Raw genomic sequence first — 17,725 nt, 5'->3', positions numbered from 1 at the left:
ATAGCAACAATTTAGCAGAACATAGCCTTTGGTTTAAACAATTGGCAGTTTAAAATAATAGATATATAAGCCTCGCCCATAGCTAGGTTACCTAAAAAACCCGATGCTATGGTAACTGCAATTAAGGTTGCCGTGCGTTTTACCCGTTCAACAATGCCCGCCAACAGCGCCGCTAAAAAACCTGCGCGGTGTAATATGCCGCCTAGTGCGATTGCCATTAGGGCAAGGAGTAGCGTCCAACTCATGCTGCTGATGCCGCCCCTACCTAAAAGCGCATCTAAGTTTTCGATACCCGTGTTTTGTGGGATGTTTTCCCACAGTGCATTGAGAACGCTAATGGTGTTGGTATCTTGGTAAAAAATAGCGATGATTACGGCAAGCAAAATGCTGCACGACATAGTCACTTCAGCCGTAACTTTTTTGATGCTTAGCACTGTAAGCGATACCAAGGGTAACAGTGTTATGTAGGGTGCAAGGTTATAGTGGCTGGCAAGCGCGGCTTTGATTTCAACTACATCTTCAACATTTAAATTCTGGTTTGCATAACTGAACCCTAATGCCAAGAAAATAACGAAGGTGAGAAGAAAGCTGGGCAGTGTAGTCAACAACATGGCGTACATATGCCGATAAAGATTGGTGCCCGCACTCATGGCCGCGAGATTGGTGGTATCAGAAACTGGCGACATTTTATCGCCAAAGGTGGCACCGCATACCACCATGGCCGCCACTATAGGCAGTGGTATGTTCATGGCAGCGCCAATACCCATTAGCACTACGCCCATAGTACCCACCGTTCCCCACGAGGTGCCCGTGGCTACCGACATTACCGCACAAAGTACTAATCCCACTGCTAGAAATATGCTTGGATTAAGCCAGCTTAACCCGTAATAAATGAGCGTTGAAATAGTGCCGCTTTGCATAAAGCTGGCGATAACCATACCTATAAGAATGAAGATGTAGATGGCCGGCATGGCCCGGGTTAATGCGCTGGTCATTAATTCGCGGATTTGCAGGTATCTGTACCCCAAACTAAACGCATTGATACCGGCCCATAATAAACACATAAATATAAGCGCGTGCAGGCTAATACCTAAGCCGAACAACCCACCCGCTATTAGCGCGACAATAACGCTAAAACAAACCAGTGACTGAGCAAAACTAGGGTTACGTAAAGTCTGAGGCGACATGAAGGGCTCGTTGATACGTTTTTAAAAAATGAAAGTAGTGAAAACCAGTATAGCGACTTTGCTATGCGTTGGAATGACTTTGATAAGCTTTAAAAAGGAGTGAAACTGATCATTTAACAGACTTCCTGCTTTGTTCTTTTGCAGGCGCGTAGAGGTGCTATAAACACACAGCAGTCAACCTTAACTTAAATCACGCGCTGCAGGATTAAATATCATATGTTTTATACCAATTTAAGCATAAACTTGTTTTATACCATATTTGATATAAGCTTTATTTATTCATTATTTTGCACAAGAACCGTTATGAAAGTTAACACGCCGAAAGATTTAAGCGCTGTAATAAGAGACTGTCGGAAACTTAAAGGTTGGACTCAAGCCGAGTTAGCAGAGCGTATTGGCGTGTATCAAAAGGATGTTTCAAATTGTGAAACCAAGCCTGAAAAAATCTCGGTAGAGATGCTTATCAAACTGTGTGCTGCACTTAACCTTGAGTTTAGTGTTGGCAAGTTACCTAGCGTTGACGTATCAGCACCAGCAACTGCAATTACGAAAAAGTCACTGAGATTTTAATGGGACGAAAATCACACACCCGCACACTTTATTGTTCAATGAACGGGTTTCCAGTAGGTGAGCTTTATTCAAAAAAAGGACGTTTGAGCTTTAAATACACCACAGAATGGCTTGAAGTTGAGGGTGGCCGTGCAATTTCTCTCAGTCTGCCGATGCAAAACGCAGAGATAACGGGCGATGCCGTACATGCTTATTTTGAAAACTTACTACCGGATACAGGCGCTATAAGAGAACACATAAAAGACCGTTTAGGTGCAGATAGTGCCAAACCTTTCGACTTGTTGGCTAAAATTGGCAAAGATTGTGTTGGAGCACTCACATTCACAACAGAGCCCACCACTCGAGAAGCTCCCTCGCTATCACTTACTCCTTTGTCTGACGCAGATGTAGCCCAAACCATTAGAAATACTCGCCTTAATAAAATGTTGGGTATGAACTCAGAAAATGATTTCAGAATTTCTCTTGCTGGTGCACAAGAAAAGACAGCGCTAACCCTTTGGGAAAATAAATGGTGTCAACCACAGGGTTCAACGCCAACTACACACATAATAAAGCCTCCTATTCTTCACCACGAGAATTTAGGAATAAACTTATCTTCGAGTGTAGACAATGAATGGTTCTGCCAAACATTCATGAAAAACCTCGGTTTGAATGTGGCAAATTGTGAGATTGCACAGTTTGAAGATCAGAAAGTACTTGTGGTTGAACGATTTGATCGCAGAATTGATGAAGGTACTATTTTCCGACTTCCTCAAGAAGATATATGTCAAGCACTAGGGAAAGTGAGTGGTTCAAAGTATGAGGAAAAGGGCGGCCCAGGCTCTCAGCAGATAATGAACCTGCTATCTGGTTCTAAAAACGCATACGAAGATAGACTCGAATTTCTGCGTGTCCAAATTGTATTTTGGCTACTTGCTGCAATTGATGGACATGGGAAAAACTTTAGCATCGCATTAGATCAGGATGGTTATCGACTAACACCCATTTATGATGTGTTAAGTGCTTACCCATACTTTGGACAAGGAAATATTCAAGCGAAGAAAATAAAGATGGCAATGAAAGTCCACAGCAAGAATACACATTACAAGTGGAACGAAATTTTGGCCAGACACTGGCCTGAGCACGCTAAAAAACAAGGGATACCTGAAGCACAAGCCCTCGCTATCATGGCATATTTGAGTAAAAAGGTAGAGCCAGCATTACACGCCTCTTTCAAGCAAGCAAATACGACTTTTGACATGCATGTTGGTGAAATTATTGCCGAGCGTACACTCACCTGCTTACGCAAAATAGCGAGTTTTCTAGAAAGCTCCTCTGTCTAAGAAGCCGTACATGCTTCAATAAGCAAAGACCCACGGACTCATCAAGTCTTTCCCAATGGGCAGAATAGAAAGACACATCATTTGACACATAAAACACCATATTTGACCATTAAACCCATAACTCGCCATTTTTAATTAGTTAACTAACGCTTTTTATTAAGTGGCCATACTTAAAGGGTTACGTCACTACTAGCTATATTTGATGTTTTATTAACAAAGTTGAATACACGAAAAAACTGCTTGGCAACATAGCAAAACAAGCGAAAGCCGCCTCTATGGATCAAGAAGAGTTAACGCTATCTTGGAAAAGGTAATGGCCCGCCCTAGAGGATTCGAACCTCTGACCTCGGCCTCCGGAGGGCCGCGCTCTATCCAGCTGAGCTAAGGACGGTTTGTAGATGCAGTGAGGTAACCACTGAACGTTTAATGTATTGAACTCTTGCTTCAAGAGCACTGCGGCTAAACGTATGCCGCAAACGGGGCGTAATAATACTGACGCCACGGGCTGGCTTCAACTCATTTATTAAAATCTCTTTAGATGGCTTGGCATAAGTGTTAAAAATCCTTACTTTTTATAGGTAATTGGCCTCAAATAGTTGTTCAGCCCCAATTAACCGTTATAATCTGGCCAGTTATATTTTAAACAAATTCATCATTGCCTGGAGACAGATGTGAAATTAAAGACTTGGTTAACTGTTGCTGCTACTGCGCTAACTGTTTTTGCAGCACAAGCACAAGAAATGAGTAACGATGAAATTGCCGAGCGCATTAAGCCGTTAGGTCAAGTACACGTTGCAGGTGCAGCGGCAGAAGGTAGTGCTGGCGCAGCGGGCGGCGCGAAGTCTGGTGAAGAAGTTTACAACTCTGCATGTGTAGCTTGCCACGCAGCAGGTGTTTTAGGTGCTCCTAAACTTCAAAATGCAGCAGATTGGCAGCCTCGTCTAGACGAACGCGGCCTTGACGGTGTATGGCAAAATGCTCTAAACGGTATCAATGCTATGCCCCCTCGTGGAACTTGTGGCAATTGCTCTGATGACGAAATTAAAGCAGCTATTGAGTACATGATTGAAGGTATCTAATACCTACACAATCACAACAACTTGATGGAAAAAGTAGCGTTTTACCCTCTAATCGGGTAATTTAACTCGTTGGGAAACGTTACTTTTTTTACTGGCGAGCGGAATGTCACAAGATTCGACGCAACATGAGTTGACGGAAGAAGAACTGCGCGAACTTATACCGCAGCTTCAACAACTCACTGACAAATATAAGCGCGCTGAACGTGTTCAGAAGGCGCTTTTTGATATTTCCGAACTTGCCAGTTCTGTAAGTCACCTTAACCGCCTTTACTCCGCTATTCACGAAATCATTGCCGATTTTATGAATGCCGACAACTTCTTTGTTGCCTTCTACGAACCTGAAAACCACGTTGTCGATTTCGCTTATTTTGTAGATGAATTCGACGAGCAAACGGTTCACCAATTGCCCGCCGAGTCGTTAATGGATGGCATGACGGGGTTCATTCTTAGAACCGGTAACCACCTTTTCTACAAGCGCGACGAAGAAGAAACCTTTGCCTCTGAACACGATATTAAATTGGTGGGTTCACAACCCTATGAACTGTTAGGCGTACCTTTAAAACGAGGAAGCCAAGTTATCGGGGCGATGGTGGTGCAAACCTACGATGAGGGCGTGCATTACACACAAGAAGATTTAGAAGTTTTGCTTTTTGTCTCTCAGCACATTGTTACCACCGTTGACAGAGTAAAGAACCGAGAACTTACCGAACGTACCATCCGCGAACGCACCCGCCAACTTCGAAAGATAAACGACGACCTTCAAGAAGAAATTTTAGAACGACAAAAAGTAGAGTCGCTACAGCAAGCGCTGTTTGAAATTTCTGAATTGGCGGCCACTCTAGAAGGCGATATGAATGCCTTTTATTCCAGCCTACACGATATTCTTGCTCGGCTGATCAGTGCCCCTAATTGCTACATAGCAATTCTCGACAAAGATAAAGAGATGCTGGAGTTTCCGTATTTCAGCGACACGAAGCAAAAAGAAATCAGCGCTAGACCACTTGGTTTAGGGCTTACCGAATACGTTTTACGTACAGGGCAAGCCGAACTAATTAACCCACCAAAAGTACTAGAGCTGGCTGAGTCGGGGGATCTAGATGTTACGGTTGCTCAGAACATGCTAAATAGCGCTAACTCTTGGCTTGGCTCCCCGCTTGTTGTTGAAGGGGAAATAGCCGGGGTTATTGCAGTGCAAACTTACGGTAAATTGGCAAAATATAACTCCCGCGACCAAGAGCTACTTCGCTTTGTTTCGCACCATATTGCTGTAGCCATTGAGCGCAAGCGCAACACCGAGTCGATGCAGCGCTATAACATTGAGCTTGAGGAGCGCGTGAAAGAGCGCACCGCAGAGCTTAACCGCACGAATAAGTTTCTCAAGCAGCAAATTGAAGAGCGTAAAGAGATTGAGCTTAAGCTAATTCACGACGCTCACCACGACTCATTAACCGACTTACCTAACCGCGCTATGTTCACCAGCAGATTAGAACTAGCCATTGCCAGTAAGCAACGTTACAGCGATAACTTATTCGCGGTTTTATTTATCGACTTAGACCGCTTTAAAGTTATTAACGACACGCTAGGTCACCACGCGGGCGACGAGTTTTTAATTGAGGTCGCCAAACGCATTGCGCTGTGTATTCGCGGTCACGACTTATTAGCCCGCTTAGGGGGAGATGAGTTTGTTGTACTATTGGATAACTTTGAAGATGAGGCGGATGTTGAAGAAGTAGCCTGCCGCATTATTGCATCTATTTCAGAGCCATTTTTACTGGATGGCCGCGAAATGTATTCTGGCGCCAGTGTGGGTATCGCACACTTAGAAACCTATTATCGCAGCGCCGACGAGGTACTACGCGATGCTGACGCTGCTATGTACCAAGCGAAAACCCTCGGGCGTGGCCGCTATGTCATGTTTGATAAGAGCATGCGCGATAGGCTGATAGAAGAGCTTGAGCTTGAAAATGAGTTTAGGCGCGCCCTGCGTGAAGAAGAGTTCGATTACTTTTTGCAGCCAGTGATTAACCTAAATGACAGCAGCACGCTGTACAAAGAAATGTATATTCGCTGGTCTCATCCGGCCTACGGCAAAATAGCCCGAGAGCAGTTTAGACAAGTGGCTGAGCACAGCGGCCTAACGCTAGACCTTGATTTGTTCCAGCTAAGCAAAGCCTGCGATTTGCTGAAGCACTATGAAAATACCGATGAGCCCATAAATAAGATAGCGGTTAACGTTTCGATTAATCATTTACTACAGGCTTCTATGGTTAATCAAATGATTGATGTAATTGCATCTTCTAACGTAGCACCTAGCCAGCTAGTATTTGAGTTCGATGAGAATGACTTGAACCGACGCTCGCAGTTCATCTTACCGGCAATTAAAAAGCTTAAACGCGCTGGCGTAACGCTAGTTCTTGATAACTTTGGCAGTGGTTTGGCTTCACTTAGCTACTTGTTTGCTTACCCGTTCGATTTCATAAAAATTGATCATCGATTTGTGAAGTCACTTCCGCGTTCCCAACGCAATTTAAAGCTTATTCAATCAGTCATGCTTATTTCTGAACACCTGAAGTTTCAGGTTATCGCAGAGGGTGTGGACTCTGAGGCGCAGCTGGAAGCCCTTAGTGAAATTGAATGTTCATACGGTCAGGGCAAAATTTTAAAGCACGCAAAAGTGCTAGATATGGCATCAGTAGCAAGCTAAAAGTAAGTACTAACTTGCACTTTCAACATTACTACTTCTTCCCTAAGATGCCTCTTAAATTAGCAATGCCTACCTGTGCTTTTTGCTGGCGCTCTTCTTTGGTAACTTTTGGCTTTTGGTTTTCCCACTGTACGTCATCGGGTGGCAGTTCAAATAAAAAGCGGCTGGGCTCTGGATTAATTATTTCACCAAACTGACGGCGCTCCTTGGCAAGACTAAATACTAACTCACGTTGAGCTCGGGTAATACCTACATAGGCTAGTCGGCGCTCTTCTTCTACGTTGTCTTCATCAATGCTGCTTTGGTGGGGTAGTAAACCCTCTTCCATGCCCACTAAGAACACAATGGGAAACTCCAAACCTTTTGAAGCATGCAGAGTCATTAGCTGGACCTGGTCCCCTTCCCCATCATCCTCGCCGCGCTCCATCATGTCGCGCAATATCAAGCGATTCACCACTTCAGTTAAGGTCATGGGTTGGTCTAGGTCGTTGCCTTCCAGCATATCGTTAACCCAGCCAAATAAGGTACTTACGTTGGCCATAGCCATTTCAGCGGCTTTGGGGCTAGCGCTGGTTTCATATAGCCATTCTTCATAACCCATGGTGCGGATCATGGTGCGTACTGCATCAGCGGTGTTGCCACGCTCGGCATTGTCCGATAACTCCACTACCCAGCGGGCAAAAGTCGATACCGAATGAAAGGCTTTGTCGGGCAGCACACTATTTAAATTTGGGTGGGTCGCCGCTTCGAACATAGACACGCCTAAACTATTGGCAAAGTTACCCAACTTTTCTAGCGTAGCGCGGCCTATACCGCGCCCTGGCGTGTTAATGATGCGAAGCAAAGCGTTATCGTCGTCCTGATTCACCAATAGCCGTAAATAGGCCATGATGTCTTTCACTTCGGCACGACCAAAAAACGACATGCCACCGCTTATTTTGTAAGGAATGCGGTTACTCATTAACAGCTTTTCAAAGATACGGCTTTGGTGATTTCCGCGATACAAAATGGCGTAGTCTTTAAACTGAGTGCGGTTCATAAACTTGTGCGCCAGCAGCTCTGCCACCACTCGCTCACCTTCATGTTCTTCGTTCTTTGCCTCTATCACTTTAAGCGGCTCGCCGTACTGCAGTTCAGAGAACAGGGTTTTATCGAACAAGTGAGGGTTGTTCTGAATTAGAATATTCGCGCAATGCAGAATACGCCCTGACGAGCGGTAGTTCTGCTGCAGCTTAATCACGTTCAGTCGCGGGAAATCTTCTTGTAGCAAATGTAGATTTTGCGGCTTTGCACCACGCCATGAGTAGATAGACTGGTCGTCGTCGCCAACTACAGTAAAACGTGCGCGCTCGCCAACCAATAGCTTTACCAACTCGTACTGGCTGGTATTGGTATCTTGGTATTCATCCACCAACAGGTAGCGAATTTTGCTCTGCCATTTGGCTCTTATTGTTTCGCTACTTTTTAAAAGCAGTGTAGGCAGCAGAATAAGGTCGTCAAAATCTAGTGCGTTATAGGCTTTTAGGTTGTCTTGATAGCGCTTGTAGGCTTCTGCAAACTCTCGCTCGCCCGTGCTGGTAGCTGATTTTAATAAAGCATCAGGCAAGATCAGGTCGTTTTTCCAATTCGATATGCAGCTTTGTAAAAGCTGAAGCTGGTCTTTATCTCCATCGAGAGTGTCGGATGTTAGGTCGTTTAGCAGGGCAAACGAGTCTTTATCGTCGAATAACGAGAAGCCCGGCTTTAAACCAAGATCTTTCACATGGGCTTTGATAATGGTTAAACCCATGGTGTGGAAGGTCGATACTTTTAACCCGCGTGCTTCTGGTTTACCCAAGGTTTGTGCTACACGCTCTTTCATTTCACGTGCTGCTTTGTTGGTAAAGGTTACCGCTGCAATATAGCGTGCTGGCATATCGCAGTTTCTAACTAAATGAGCAATTTTGTTGGTAATTACGCGCGTTTTACCACTACCCGCCCCCGCCAGCACCAAACATGGGCCAGACACATAGGTTACTGCAGATTCTTGAGCTTCATTTAGTTTCATTTAATTCCTAAAACAACGTACATTTGGGCGTAACACGGTTTTCATTGCATGTCGCGACGATACCGATAGAATAGCTTTCATATTTTGAGCTGCGCATTATAAGGGAATTCCATGTTGGATCCGAAGAAACTCGAAGATTTAGCGAAACAAATTGCTGATGCCGTACCACCAGGCGTTAAAAATATGGCTGAAGAAGCAGAAGGCCGAGTGAAAACAGTATTGCAGTCGCAGCTGTCGAAACTTGACTTAGTGACTCGCGAAGAGTTCGATATTCAAAGCCAGGTGCTTATTCGCACTCGCGAAAACCTAGACGCTATGGAAAGTCGCATTGCCGAGCTTGAAGCGAAACTAGCAGAAAAGTAGTGGCTCACAGCTTATAGAAAACTCAAAGCGCCTTCATGGCGCTTTTTTTGTAGCTGAATGTCATTAGTAATGGTTTGTATTGGGCTAGTTACTTTTACTGTTAAACCAAACAAAAATGCAGCGCCGTACCAAGCGTAATGGCTAAACCAATGTAGTGGTTTTCAATAAACGCGGTGAAACAGCCTTCTCGCTGGCGGCGTTTAATAAGCTGATATTGGCGCACGCATAGCAAAGCAGAGAACAGCACGGCCGTGTAGTAAGGCCATGTCGCATTGATTGTTAAACCTATGCACCACAAAATGGTTAGCGCCAAGGCCTGCAGCATCATCACAATTAATACGTCGTTTTTACCGAACAATATAGCGGTAGATTTAACGCCTATTTGCAAATCGTCGTCGCGGTCTACCATGGCGTACATGGTGTCGTACGCTACTGTCCATAGTAAGTTAGCAATAAATAACCACCAAGCGTACGTTGGTACAGTTTCTAGTACGGCCATAAAAGCCATGGGAATGGCCCACCCAAACGCAGCACCTAATACCACCTGCGGCAAGTGGGTATAACGCTTCATGAAGGGGTAACTTGCAGCAAGCAAAAGCGCCACAACAGATAATGCGACAGTTTGCCAGTTAAGAAACAGCACTAATATAAACGCAATGGCGATAAGTGCACCAAATAGCTGCAGCGCTTGTTTAGGTTTCACTTCGCCCGTTGCAAGCGGACGCTGTGTTGTGCGCTTTACGCGTCCGTCCACTTTTCTGTCAGCATAGTCGTTGATAACGCAGCCCGCGGAACGCATTACGACTACGCCAGCCACAAAGATAAGTGTAATACCTAAAGGCGGTAAACCTTTAGCCGCCATTAGCAGGGCCCACAATGTAGGCCATAGCAGTAAATAAATACCGACAGGTTTATCTAGGCGCATAAGTCGCGCGTATGCATTCCAATTGTGTTTCATAATTGCTGTTCGCTTTCCTTTTCGCTTGTCGCTGACTGACCGTAAGCCGGAGAATGAGGAAGAAAAACTTCTGCCACTATCATGCTGTAATTGTCTAACGTAAACAACGAACGTCTTCCCCACAATACTTGGTTACTGTTAAGACCAAACTGAGAAGCCTGGGCAGTACACAATTGGAATTCTGAACGGATGAACCGCGTGTCGTTAAATAAGCGCTTACCCAATGGCTCGCGACCTAAGTCAGACAGCTCTCTGTCTACAAACGCTTGAGGAATAATAGAGCGTGCAAATACCCAAGGTTGATGGTTACCGCACAGTAGAATTTCCCGAGCTTGATAACTGGTATTGCCGTTATTGTGTAATAGCGATAACTCGTTGTCGTGAGGTATCTGCGTGCGCTGCCCAATAAGCTCCAGCGAAAAATGGTCACTTAAGGACTGTACTCGCTCCGTTAATGACCCTGTGTCTAACAGCCAGTTTTTTAGCTGCGCATTAGGAATTGTGATGCCAGAAGGTGCTTGCCAGTCAACCGCCAAACCCACTGGAAAAGTGGCATTAAAACTCACACGAAAAGCCCGAATAATGAATCTGTTAGTATGATAACACGTCATGTAAGAATATTTTCACTTGGTTAAACTTTTGCAGTAGTGTGTTTGATCAGAGATTTGCTAAACTACCTGTTGAATCTATTACTTTGGTGTTTCAGGCTTCACTATGTTTAAGTCACTTGTTTTACGTGTATTTGCGGTTAGTTTGTTTGTTTTTGGTTGCAGCTCAGCATTGGCACAAGATAAAGCCAACTACGCTTATTTGGGCCTAGAGCCAGAGATTGTTACCAACTATATTAGCGATAGCGCACAGAAGCTGGGTTATGTTCGTGTATCGCTTGAATTAATGATTCACGATGTGAACCAGCTGGAAATTGCAGAGCACCATATGCCGCTGCTACGCTCTACCGCCATTGAAATTTTCGGGCAGCAGCCTGCAGAGAAAGTAAAGTCGCTCACCGGCCGTGAAGATATTCGTCGCGCTATTTTAAAAGCGCTTCAAGAGCACATGCAGCAAGAAACCGGTGGTGAAGTGATTAAGAACGTTATCTTTACTAAGTACTTATATCAGGGCGCTTAAGCAGAAAAAACGCTGCCCAGGCCAATGAACAAGCGAGCTTTTAATCAGCTCGCTTTTTGTTTCTATAGCAGTTTTACCATTTACGTCTTAGCGTGTAATACGCCAATTCTCTAGGTTAGGGCAGCTTGCAGCCCCATATTTATACGCTTTAATTCATGAACGCTTTAGCACCTTTGCAATCAAAGCCCTGCACTTATTAATTGCTAACGCTTACCAGAACCTAAGCTTAGCGTGGCAGCGAGTAGGCAGCCAGAGATAAGGCCGGCCGTATGCGCTGCATTTGCCATACTCACCCACAGAATGTCGGCATAGCCAAGTACAAGCCATACCAGCATGAAGCCAACGATAGAGTTTGGCAGCGATAAGCCCCAGCTTGGCCGCAGCCAGCCAAGCCACCAAACAAAGCCCATCACGGCATACACCACACCAGATAGACCGCCAAACAAGAGTAAATTACCTTGTACTGGGTCGCTAAATAGCGCTTGTGCAGCATTTGAAACCGTAGCTGATATGACAAAAACAATCAGCAGCATGCTTATGCCCAACGTACGCTCAATCTTGGCTCCCAACATGGCCCACCAGAGTAAGTTAAATACGATGTGAAGTACTGAAAAATGAATAAACGCAGGGCCAAGTAGCCGCCACCACTCGTGATTTTGTAACAAAACAGAAAACGGCTGCATAAGTAAGTGCTGTGCTATGGGGGCAAATAACCCAAATAAAGATAATAGGTACACCGCCACGCACAGCATAAACACCACAGAGGTAAACGGCGCTTTAACGGCATCGGACATTATTTTACTAAGCGAAAAGCCATTGCCTGATGGGGCCAGCTGTACGTTTTTACCACTCTCCCAAGCCGCTTGCTGATATTTAGGGTTTGTTGGATTTGCTAAAAAATCTTCTGCGATAACCTTTGCGCGATCGATATGCTCACTGTTATCCAGTACAACCACGAATTCTTTGTCGTGCTGTACGACCTTAGCGTTGATATCCTGACTGGTTAAATAGTTGGCGAGAAGGTGCGCTGGACTTTGCTGGTTAAACGCAATTAAAGGATGACCCATAAGCTAGTTATTACCCCGAAAGCAGTAGAGTGTGAATGCATGATACGCGTACAAGGGCATGATACCGTAGCGCGTTATATTCACTCTTTATACTGAATTAGTTAAGAGCCTGCAAAACATAAAACAAAGGTGCACATTGTGCACCTTTGTTAAATCGCTATTCGGTTACTACCGGGTTCGCCTGTCGCCACGCTTCAAAGCCCCCGTCCATACTATAAACGGTTTCAAAGCCTTGCTGAGCAATCACTTGGGCAGCCTGCTGGCTGCTCACGCCGTGATAACACACCACAACCACTGGGATATCTTTGGGTGTTTGGTCAATAAACGTACCAAAGTTGTCGTTGTTTAGCGGTGCCGCATTGGGCATATGGCCATTAGCAAACGATTGAGGATCGCGAATATCCACAATGGTGACGTTGCCTTCAAAGTTAGCCACGTCGTTTACGCTAATGTGTGAGAATGTTGTCATTACTGCCAATCCAAAATAACTTTACCTGAATGTCCTGACCCCATGGTATCAAACCCTTTCTGAAAGTCATCAACGGAAAAGGTATGGGTGATGATAGGTGAAAGGTCAAGGCCGCTTTGTAGTAAGCTTGCCATTTTGTACCAGGTCTCGAACATTTCTCGCCCATAGATACCTTTTATCACCAAACCCTTGAAGATAACCTGGTTCCAGTCGATAGCCACGTCTTGCGGAGGAATACCCAGCATGGCAATTTTGCCGCCGTGATTCATTTTGTTCAGCATGTCCCTAAAGGCTACGGGCACACCAGACATTTCAAGGCCCACATCGAAGCCCTCTGTCATACCTAACTCGTTCATGACATCTTTCAAATCTTCTTTGCTTACGTCAACAGCGCGGGTAGCACCCATTTTTTTAGCCAGTTCAAGACGATAGGGGTTGATGTCGGTAACAACAACATGTCGCGCACCTACGTGCTTAGCAACTGCTGCAGCCATAATCCCGATAGGTCCAGCACCTGTAATAAGCACATCTTCACCGACTAGGTCAAAACTTAGCGCTGTGTGAACGGCATTACCAAACGGGTCGAAGATAGACGCGAGGTCGTCGCTGATATTGTCCGGAATTTTAAATGCGTTGAATGCGGGAATTACCAAATACTCTGCGAAAGCACCAGGACGGTTTACGCCCACACCCTCTGTGTTACGGCATAAATGAACACGCCCAGCACGACAGTTACGGCAGTGACCACAGGTAATGTGGCCTTCTCCAGATACGCGATCGCCAACGTTGAAGCCTTTCACTTCTTGGCCCATACCCACTACTTCGCCCACGTATTCGTGACCGACTACCATAGGCACTGGGATCGTGTTTTGCGACCACTCGTCCCAGTTGTATATGTGCATGTCTGTACCGCAAATAGCGGTTTTGCGAATTTTAATCAGTAGGTCGTTATGCCCTACTTCAGGCTTTGGCGTGTCTTGAAGCCAAATACCTTTTTCCGCTTTTGCTTTTACAAGCGACTTCATGAGATCACTCCCATTTCACGGCCCACTTCAATGAAAGCATCGATGGCTTTATCAACGTGTTCAAGGCTATGACCTGCCGACATTTGCGTACGAATTCGGGCTTGCCCTTTTGGTACTACAGGGTAAGAGAAGCCGATAACATATATGCCTTTTTCTAGCAGCTTGTCGGCCATTTCGCTGGCTAGGCGGGCATCGCCAAGCATTACAGGGATAATAGCGTGATCTTTTCCGGCAAGGGTAAAGCCAGCGTCTTCCATGCGCTTGCGGAAGTGATTGGCATTTCGCCACAAGTTAGCGCGTAACTCATCGCCTTCTTTCATCATTTCAAACACTTTAAGTGACGCTGAAACAATAGGTGGCGCAACAGAGTTAGAGAATAAGTAAGGTCGTGAGCGCTGACGTAGCCATTCTACAACCTCTTTTTTGCCCGATGTGTAGCCGCCTGAGGCGCCGCCAAGGGCTTTCCCTAGGGTGCCAGTGATAATATCGACACGGCCCATCACACCACAGTATTCGTGGCTGCCTTTACCGTTTTCACCCAAGAAGCCTGTTGCATGGCAGTCGTCAACCATAACCATGGCATCGTATTTGTCGGCAAGGTCACATATTGAGGCGAGGTCGGCAATGACACCGTCCATTGAGAATACACCGTCAGTAGCGATAATTTTAAAGCGCGCACCGTCGGCATCGGCTTGCTTTAGCTGCTCTTCTAACGCGGCCATGTCGTTATTGGCGTAACGATAGCGCTTAGCTTTACAAAGGCGAACGCCGTCAATGATACTGGCGTGGTTTAGCGCGTCAGAGATAATGGCATCTTCTGGTCCAAGCAGAGTTTCAAATAAACCGCCATTAGCGTCGAAGCAAGACGGATAAAGAATGGTATCTTCTGTACCTAAGAAGTCGCTGATAGAAGCTTCTAGCTGCTTGTGAATGTCTTGTGTACCGCAAATGAATCGCACAGATGCTACACCAAAACCATGACTGTCCAAGCCTTCTTTCGCTGCTTCAATTAAGCTTTCGTTGTTTGCAAGACCAAGGTAGTTGTTGGCACAAAAGTTTATGACATGCTCACCACCAGCAACACCAATATCTGCTTGTTGTTGCGACGTGATAACACGCTCTTTTTTGTACAAACCATCTTCTTTTGTGGCTTCAATTTGCGATTGCAAATGAGAAATAAATGCCGCAGACATGCCATTCTCCGAGTGTAGGTGTATAAAAACCGCTAGTGTAATGAAAGCGCGTGAAAGGGTACACACCCTTGCGCTGTATTTAATGGGTTTGTCGACTAAGTTTGTAAATTATTCAACACACTCACTGGAAAAACCTTCCAAATGACGCGCAATATCTTTATGCGCTACGCAAAGTCTTTCCAGAAGCCGTTTTCAACTTTGTCTCTTAATGTGTCCCAGAGGTTTACCTCTGGTATAGGTCGGCTAATAAGATAGCCCTGGCCCTGATGGCAGTCGAAATGACAAAGCAATTCATACTGCTCATTGGTTTCAATGCCTTCAGCTACCACCTGCATACCCATATTACGCACCATAGATATGGTGGAATGCACAATATTTCTGTCGTCTGCGCTGCTGGCAATATTGGCAACAAAAGAACGATCGACCTTTATGTAATCGGCTGGCAATGATTTTAAATAGCTCAATGATGAATAGCCGGTTCCAAAGTCATCAATGGCTAACATACAACCCATATCACGTATGGTTTGCATTATTTCCGTTGCCCGTTTGATGTCTGAGACCAAAACGGTTTCCGTTAGCTCTAGGCAAACTTGGTCAGGCGCAATATCATTTTTGATGATTTGGTGTTGTAAAAACTCAGGTAAGCTGGGGTCGAGGACCTGTCCCGCCGATAAGTTAATTGCCACTTTAATATCTGGATAGCCACTATTTTTAAGCTCACGTACCAAATGGGTGGAGCGCGTGATAACCCAGTAATCTAGCTCGAGCATAAACGACGTATTTTCAAGCAGTGGAATAAAATCACCTGGTGAAATATGCCCTTTTTTAGGGTGATACCAGCGCAATAGTGCTTCAAAGCCCATAAGCTTGCCGCTGTGCATGTCAATTTGCGGTTGCAAGGCGAGGCTGAACTGGTTACCTCTAAGGGCTTCACGAGCTTCAGATTCTAACTCAACCTTTTGCATTACCTTGAGGTTCATGGTGGCATCATACACCCTGAACGCAGCGCCTTTCTTTGCCTTAGCTTCGTACATTGCAATATCGGCGTGACGTAACAGTTCCACCGGCGTGGCACGAGAATGATTGGTTATGGCAATACCAATACTGATTGAGACATAAAAGGTAACGCCATCAACAATGATAGGCTCTTGGAATTCGCCTATAATTTTTTGCGCAACAGTATCAACATGCTTTTTGCTTTCTATGTTAGACAGCAAAACAACAAATTCATCGCCACCAAAACGAGACGCAATATCAGATTCCCGAATAGGTTTTGAAATTCGCATCGCTGCGGCTTTGAGGAGCTTGTCGCCCACGTCGTGACCATGACTATCGTTAACCTTCTTAAAGTCATCTAAGTCCATGAACATCAGGGCAACCAGTCTTTCGTCTCGCAGAGAATTGGCCAATTGTTTCTCTATTTGAAACGTCAGCATATTGCGATTAGGGAGTCCAGTGAGCACGTCGAACATTGCCATTTTTTCAAGCTTAGCGGTATTGATTGCCATTTGACCATCAAAGCTTTCTAGCTGGCGCGCTAAATCGTTCGCCGCTTCCTCAACCACATCCAGTTCGTCAGTTAGCTTAAACACAGGCAGTTTTCGGCGCTTGGCCGCAACGGTATAAAACTCACTGAACTTATGCTCCGCCAGCATAGGCAGGCGCTCGCTTATGTCTAAAAGCCTTGTGCGGTATTGATTTAAGAAAAGATAAAGTAGCGCTGAGAAAAGCAAAAACAAACCTATGGCGCTGGAGATAACAACGTATCGGTATTGCTCGTTTTGTCGCATCATAGCCGACACGTCCTGCACTATGAGCAAATAGGGATGGTCGCCAGCAGCATGATCAAAAGGCAGTAGACTTACTAAAAGCTGTTGGCTGTCTAACCTTACATTCACTCCTTTAATAACCAAGTCATCAACGCGCCAGTTAGCCGGCAAGGCATCAATAAGTGAATTTAAGTACTGGCGATTGGCTGCGGTTACTTGGCTCGCCACCTTTAATGTAAACTTACCTGCTGAAGACTCAACCAACCGAACAATCGCCACCTTATGCATATCGGTTGCCCGACTGAACAAGTACAATAGTTCCCGCATAGAAGTAGAGACAATAATAACCGGCACTTTATCACTCGGGGCCATTATGGGTATTGAGATATAGTGAGTGCATACACTTTCGCACACCAGTAATGAGCGACTTTCAAATGTTGCACGGGTAGTATCTACAAGCCGATCAATAGTGCTGTTAACAGGATACGTTGGCTGCCCAACAACGCCTTTATGATCGAATAAATAGAGTGTTTCCACTTGAAAATTTAGCGTTAGATACTCACTTAGCTCATCTAAAGTGCTGTGGAGTTCTTCGAGGTTGTTCGAGTACGCGCCATTCCTTCGGCTTATGATATCAATAAGGGTGATCATGCGGCTATGGAGAATATCTTCAAACAACTGCACGCGATGTTGATTGCTGATTTGGCTTTCACGCTGCTGCAGCACAACCTGCGCCTCAGACTCTTGAATTAGCACGGTAGAGATTACAATGGTCACGGTTAAAACCATTGCCAGTAATATAGCGATGGTTTTAGTGGTAAAAGATACCTGAACCTTCATTTAT

The 17,725-nt window shown here is 45.2% G+C and carries 14 protein-coding genes, 1 tRNA gene and 1 pseudogene; 6 read left to right on the top strand and 10 right to left on the bottom strand.

Annotation, left to right across the window (positions count from 1 at the left end; genetic code table 11):
* Positions 1–26: 26 nt before the first annotated feature.
* Positions 27–1,187: pseudogene (locus ACX5KA_RS04505) on the bottom strand (Na+/H+ antiporter NhaC family protein); the annotation flags it as partial.
* A 303-nt stretch (positions 1,188–1,490) separates the two neighbouring features.
* Between ACX5KA_RS04505 and ACX5KA_RS04500 the strand changes: the two are divergent.
* Together ACX5KA_RS04500 and ACX5KA_RS04495 are read left to right on the top strand one after the other, a co-directional pair.
* Positions 1,491–1,757 (top strand): helix-turn-helix domain-containing protein, encoded by a 267-nt coding sequence (locus ACX5KA_RS04500; protein WP_136783218.1) that lies wholly within the window; start codon positions 1,491–1,493, stop codon positions 1,755–1,757.
* Complete coding sequence (locus ACX5KA_RS04495) at positions 1,757–3,079, top strand: type II toxin-antitoxin system HipA family toxin (protein WP_458730520.1); 1,323 nt, start codon at positions 1,757–1,759, stop codon at positions 3,077–3,079. The genes ACX5KA_RS04500 and ACX5KA_RS04495 overlap by 1 nt, the downstream gene beginning before the upstream one ends.
* Before the next feature lie 314 nt (positions 3,080–3,393).
* On the opposite strand, the gene ACX5KA_RS04490 is transcribed toward ACX5KA_RS04495, so the two are convergent.
* A tRNA-Arg gene (locus tag ACX5KA_RS04490) sits at positions 3,394–3,470 on the bottom strand.
* A gap of 280 nt (positions 3,471–3,750) precedes the next feature.
* Between ACX5KA_RS04490 and ACX5KA_RS04485 the strand changes: the two genes are divergently transcribed.
* Together ACX5KA_RS04485 and ACX5KA_RS04480 are read left to right on the top strand one after the other, a co-directional pair.
* The gene (locus ACX5KA_RS04485; RefSeq protein ID WP_458730519.1) at positions 3,751–4,158 is read left to right on the top strand and encodes a c-type cytochrome; all 408 of its coding nucleotides are present in this window, start codon (positions 3,751–3,753) and stop codon (positions 4,156–4,158) included.
* A gap of 103 nt (positions 4,159–4,261) precedes the next feature.
* Positions 4,262–6,862 (top strand): bifunctional diguanylate cyclase/phosphodiesterase, encoded by a 2,601-nt coding sequence (locus tag ACX5KA_RS04480; RefSeq protein WP_458730518.1) that lies wholly within the window; start codon positions 4,262–4,264, stop codon positions 6,860–6,862.
* Positions 6,863–6,893: 31 nt separating this feature from the next.
* Here the strand turns inward: ACX5KA_RS04480 and rep are convergent, their stop codons facing one another.
* Entirely contained in the window at positions 6,894–8,909 is a 2,016-nt protein-coding gene (gene rep, locus ACX5KA_RS04475; RefSeq protein WP_039222465.1) for a DNA helicase Rep, read from the bottom strand.
* Between the two features lie 111 nt (positions 8,910–9,020).
* Between rep and ubiK the strand changes: the two genes are divergently transcribed.
* Positions 9,021–9,272 carry a ubiquinone biosynthesis accessory factor UbiK gene (gene ubiK / locus ACX5KA_RS04470; protein ID WP_458730517.1) on the top strand — a complete coding sequence of 84 codons (252 nt, stop codon included), beginning with the start codon at positions 9,021–9,023 and terminating at the stop codon, positions 9,270–9,272.
* Between the two features lie 100 nt (positions 9,273–9,372).
* Here the strand turns inward: ubiK and ubiA are convergent, their stop codons facing one another.
* Positions 9,373–10,230, bottom strand: a complete 858-nt coding sequence (ubiA, locus tag ACX5KA_RS04465) for a 4-hydroxybenzoate octaprenyltransferase (protein ID WP_458730516.1) — start codon at positions 10,228–10,230, stop codon at positions 9,373–9,375.
* Positions 10,227–10,796, bottom strand: coding sequence for a chorismate--pyruvate lyase family protein (locus tag ACX5KA_RS04460; protein ID WP_458730515.1), 570 nt, complete (start codon positions 10,794–10,796; stop codon positions 10,227–10,229). Before ACX5KA_RS04460 ends, ubiA begins: the two co-directional genes overlap by 4 nt.
* Positions 10,797–10,944: 148 nt before the next feature.
* Between ACX5KA_RS04460 and ACX5KA_RS04455 the strand changes: the two genes are divergently transcribed.
* The gene (locus tag ACX5KA_RS04455) at positions 10,945–11,358 is read left to right on the top strand and encodes a flagellar basal body-associated protein FliL (RefSeq protein WP_039222476.1); all 414 of its coding nucleotides are present in this window, start codon (positions 10,945–10,947) and stop codon (positions 11,356–11,358) included.
* 203 nt (positions 11,359–11,561) lie between these two features.
* On the opposite strand, the gene glpG is transcribed toward ACX5KA_RS04455, so the two are convergent.
* The 5 genes from glpG to ACX5KA_RS04430 form a co-directional block, all read right to left on the bottom strand.
* The gene (glpG, locus tag ACX5KA_RS04450; RefSeq protein WP_458730514.1) at positions 11,562–12,425 is read right to left on the bottom strand and encodes a rhomboid family intramembrane serine protease GlpG; all 864 of its coding nucleotides are present in this window, start codon (positions 12,423–12,425) and stop codon (positions 11,562–11,564) included.
* 157 nt (positions 12,426–12,582) lie between these two features.
* Complete coding sequence (gene glpE / locus ACX5KA_RS04445; RefSeq protein ID WP_039222481.1) at positions 12,583–12,894, bottom strand: thiosulfate sulfurtransferase GlpE; 312 nt, start codon at positions 12,892–12,894, stop codon at positions 12,583–12,585.
* Entirely contained in the window at positions 12,894–13,919 is a 1,026-nt protein-coding gene (gene tdh, locus ACX5KA_RS04440) for an L-threonine 3-dehydrogenase (RefSeq protein ID WP_039222484.1), read from the bottom strand. Before tdh ends, glpE begins: the two co-directional genes overlap by 1 nt.
* Entirely contained in the window at positions 13,916–15,112 is a 1,197-nt protein-coding gene (locus ACX5KA_RS04435) for a glycine C-acetyltransferase (RefSeq protein ID WP_136783231.1), read from the bottom strand. The genes tdh and ACX5KA_RS04435 overlap by 4 nt, the downstream gene beginning before the upstream one ends.
* A gap of 164 nt (positions 15,113–15,276) precedes the next feature.
* Positions 15,277–17,721, bottom strand: coding sequence for a putative bifunctional diguanylate cyclase/phosphodiesterase (locus tag ACX5KA_RS04430; RefSeq protein ID WP_458730513.1), 2,445 nt, complete (start codon positions 17,719–17,721; stop codon positions 15,277–15,279).
* Positions 17,722–17,725: the final 4 nt, after the last annotated feature.

It is taken from the genome of Alteromonas alvinellae, from assembly GCF_902705805.1.
This window is presented reverse-complemented; position numbering and strand designations above follow the sequence as displayed.

What these genes read in the sequence shown, in the direction of transcription:
- ACX5KA_RS04500 (WP_136783218.1), top strand. Translation starts at nt 1,491, where the DNA reads ATGAAAGTTAACACGCCGAAAGATTTAAGCGCTGTAATAAGAGACTGT.
- rep (WP_039222465.1), bottom strand. Translation starts at nt 8,909, where the DNA reads ATGAAACTAAATGAAGCTCAAGAATCTGCAGTAACCTATGTGTCTGGC.
- ubiA (WP_458730516.1), bottom strand. Translation starts at nt 10,230, where the DNA reads ATGAAACACAATTGGAATGCATACGCGCGACTTATGCGCCTAGATAAA.
- tdh (WP_039222484.1), bottom strand. Translation starts at nt 13,919, where the DNA reads ATGAAGTCGCTTGTAAAAGCAAAAGCGGAAAAAGGTATTTGGCTTCAA.
- ACX5KA_RS04495 (WP_458730520.1), top strand. Translation starts at nt 1,757, where the DNA reads ATGGGACGAAAATCACACACCCGCACACTTTATTGTTCAATGAACGGG.
- ACX5KA_RS04435 (WP_136783231.1), bottom strand. Translation starts at nt 15,112, where the DNA reads ATGTCTGCGGCATTTATTTCTCATTTGCAATCGCAAATTGAAGCCACA.
- ubiK (WP_458730517.1), top strand. Translation starts at nt 9,021, where the DNA reads ATGTTGGATCCGAAGAAACTCGAAGATTTAGCGAAACAAATTGCTGAT.
- ACX5KA_RS04455 (WP_039222476.1), top strand. Translation starts at nt 10,945, where the DNA reads ATGTTTAAGTCACTTGTTTTACGTGTATTTGCGGTTAGTTTGTTTGTT.
- ACX5KA_RS04430 (WP_458730513.1), bottom strand. Translation starts at nt 17,721, where the DNA reads ATGAAGGTTCAGGTATCTTTTACCACTAAAACCATCGCTATATTACTG.
- ACX5KA_RS04480 (WP_458730518.1), top strand. Translation starts at nt 4,262, where the DNA reads ATGTCACAAGATTCGACGCAACATGAGTTGACGGAAGAAGAACTGCGC.
- glpG (WP_458730514.1), bottom strand. Translation starts at nt 12,425, where the DNA reads ATGGGTCATCCTTTAATTGCGTTTAACCAGCAAAGTCCAGCGCACCTT.
- glpE (WP_039222481.1), bottom strand. Translation starts at nt 12,894, where the DNA reads ATGACAACATTCTCACACATTAGCGTAAACGACGTGGCTAACTTTGAA.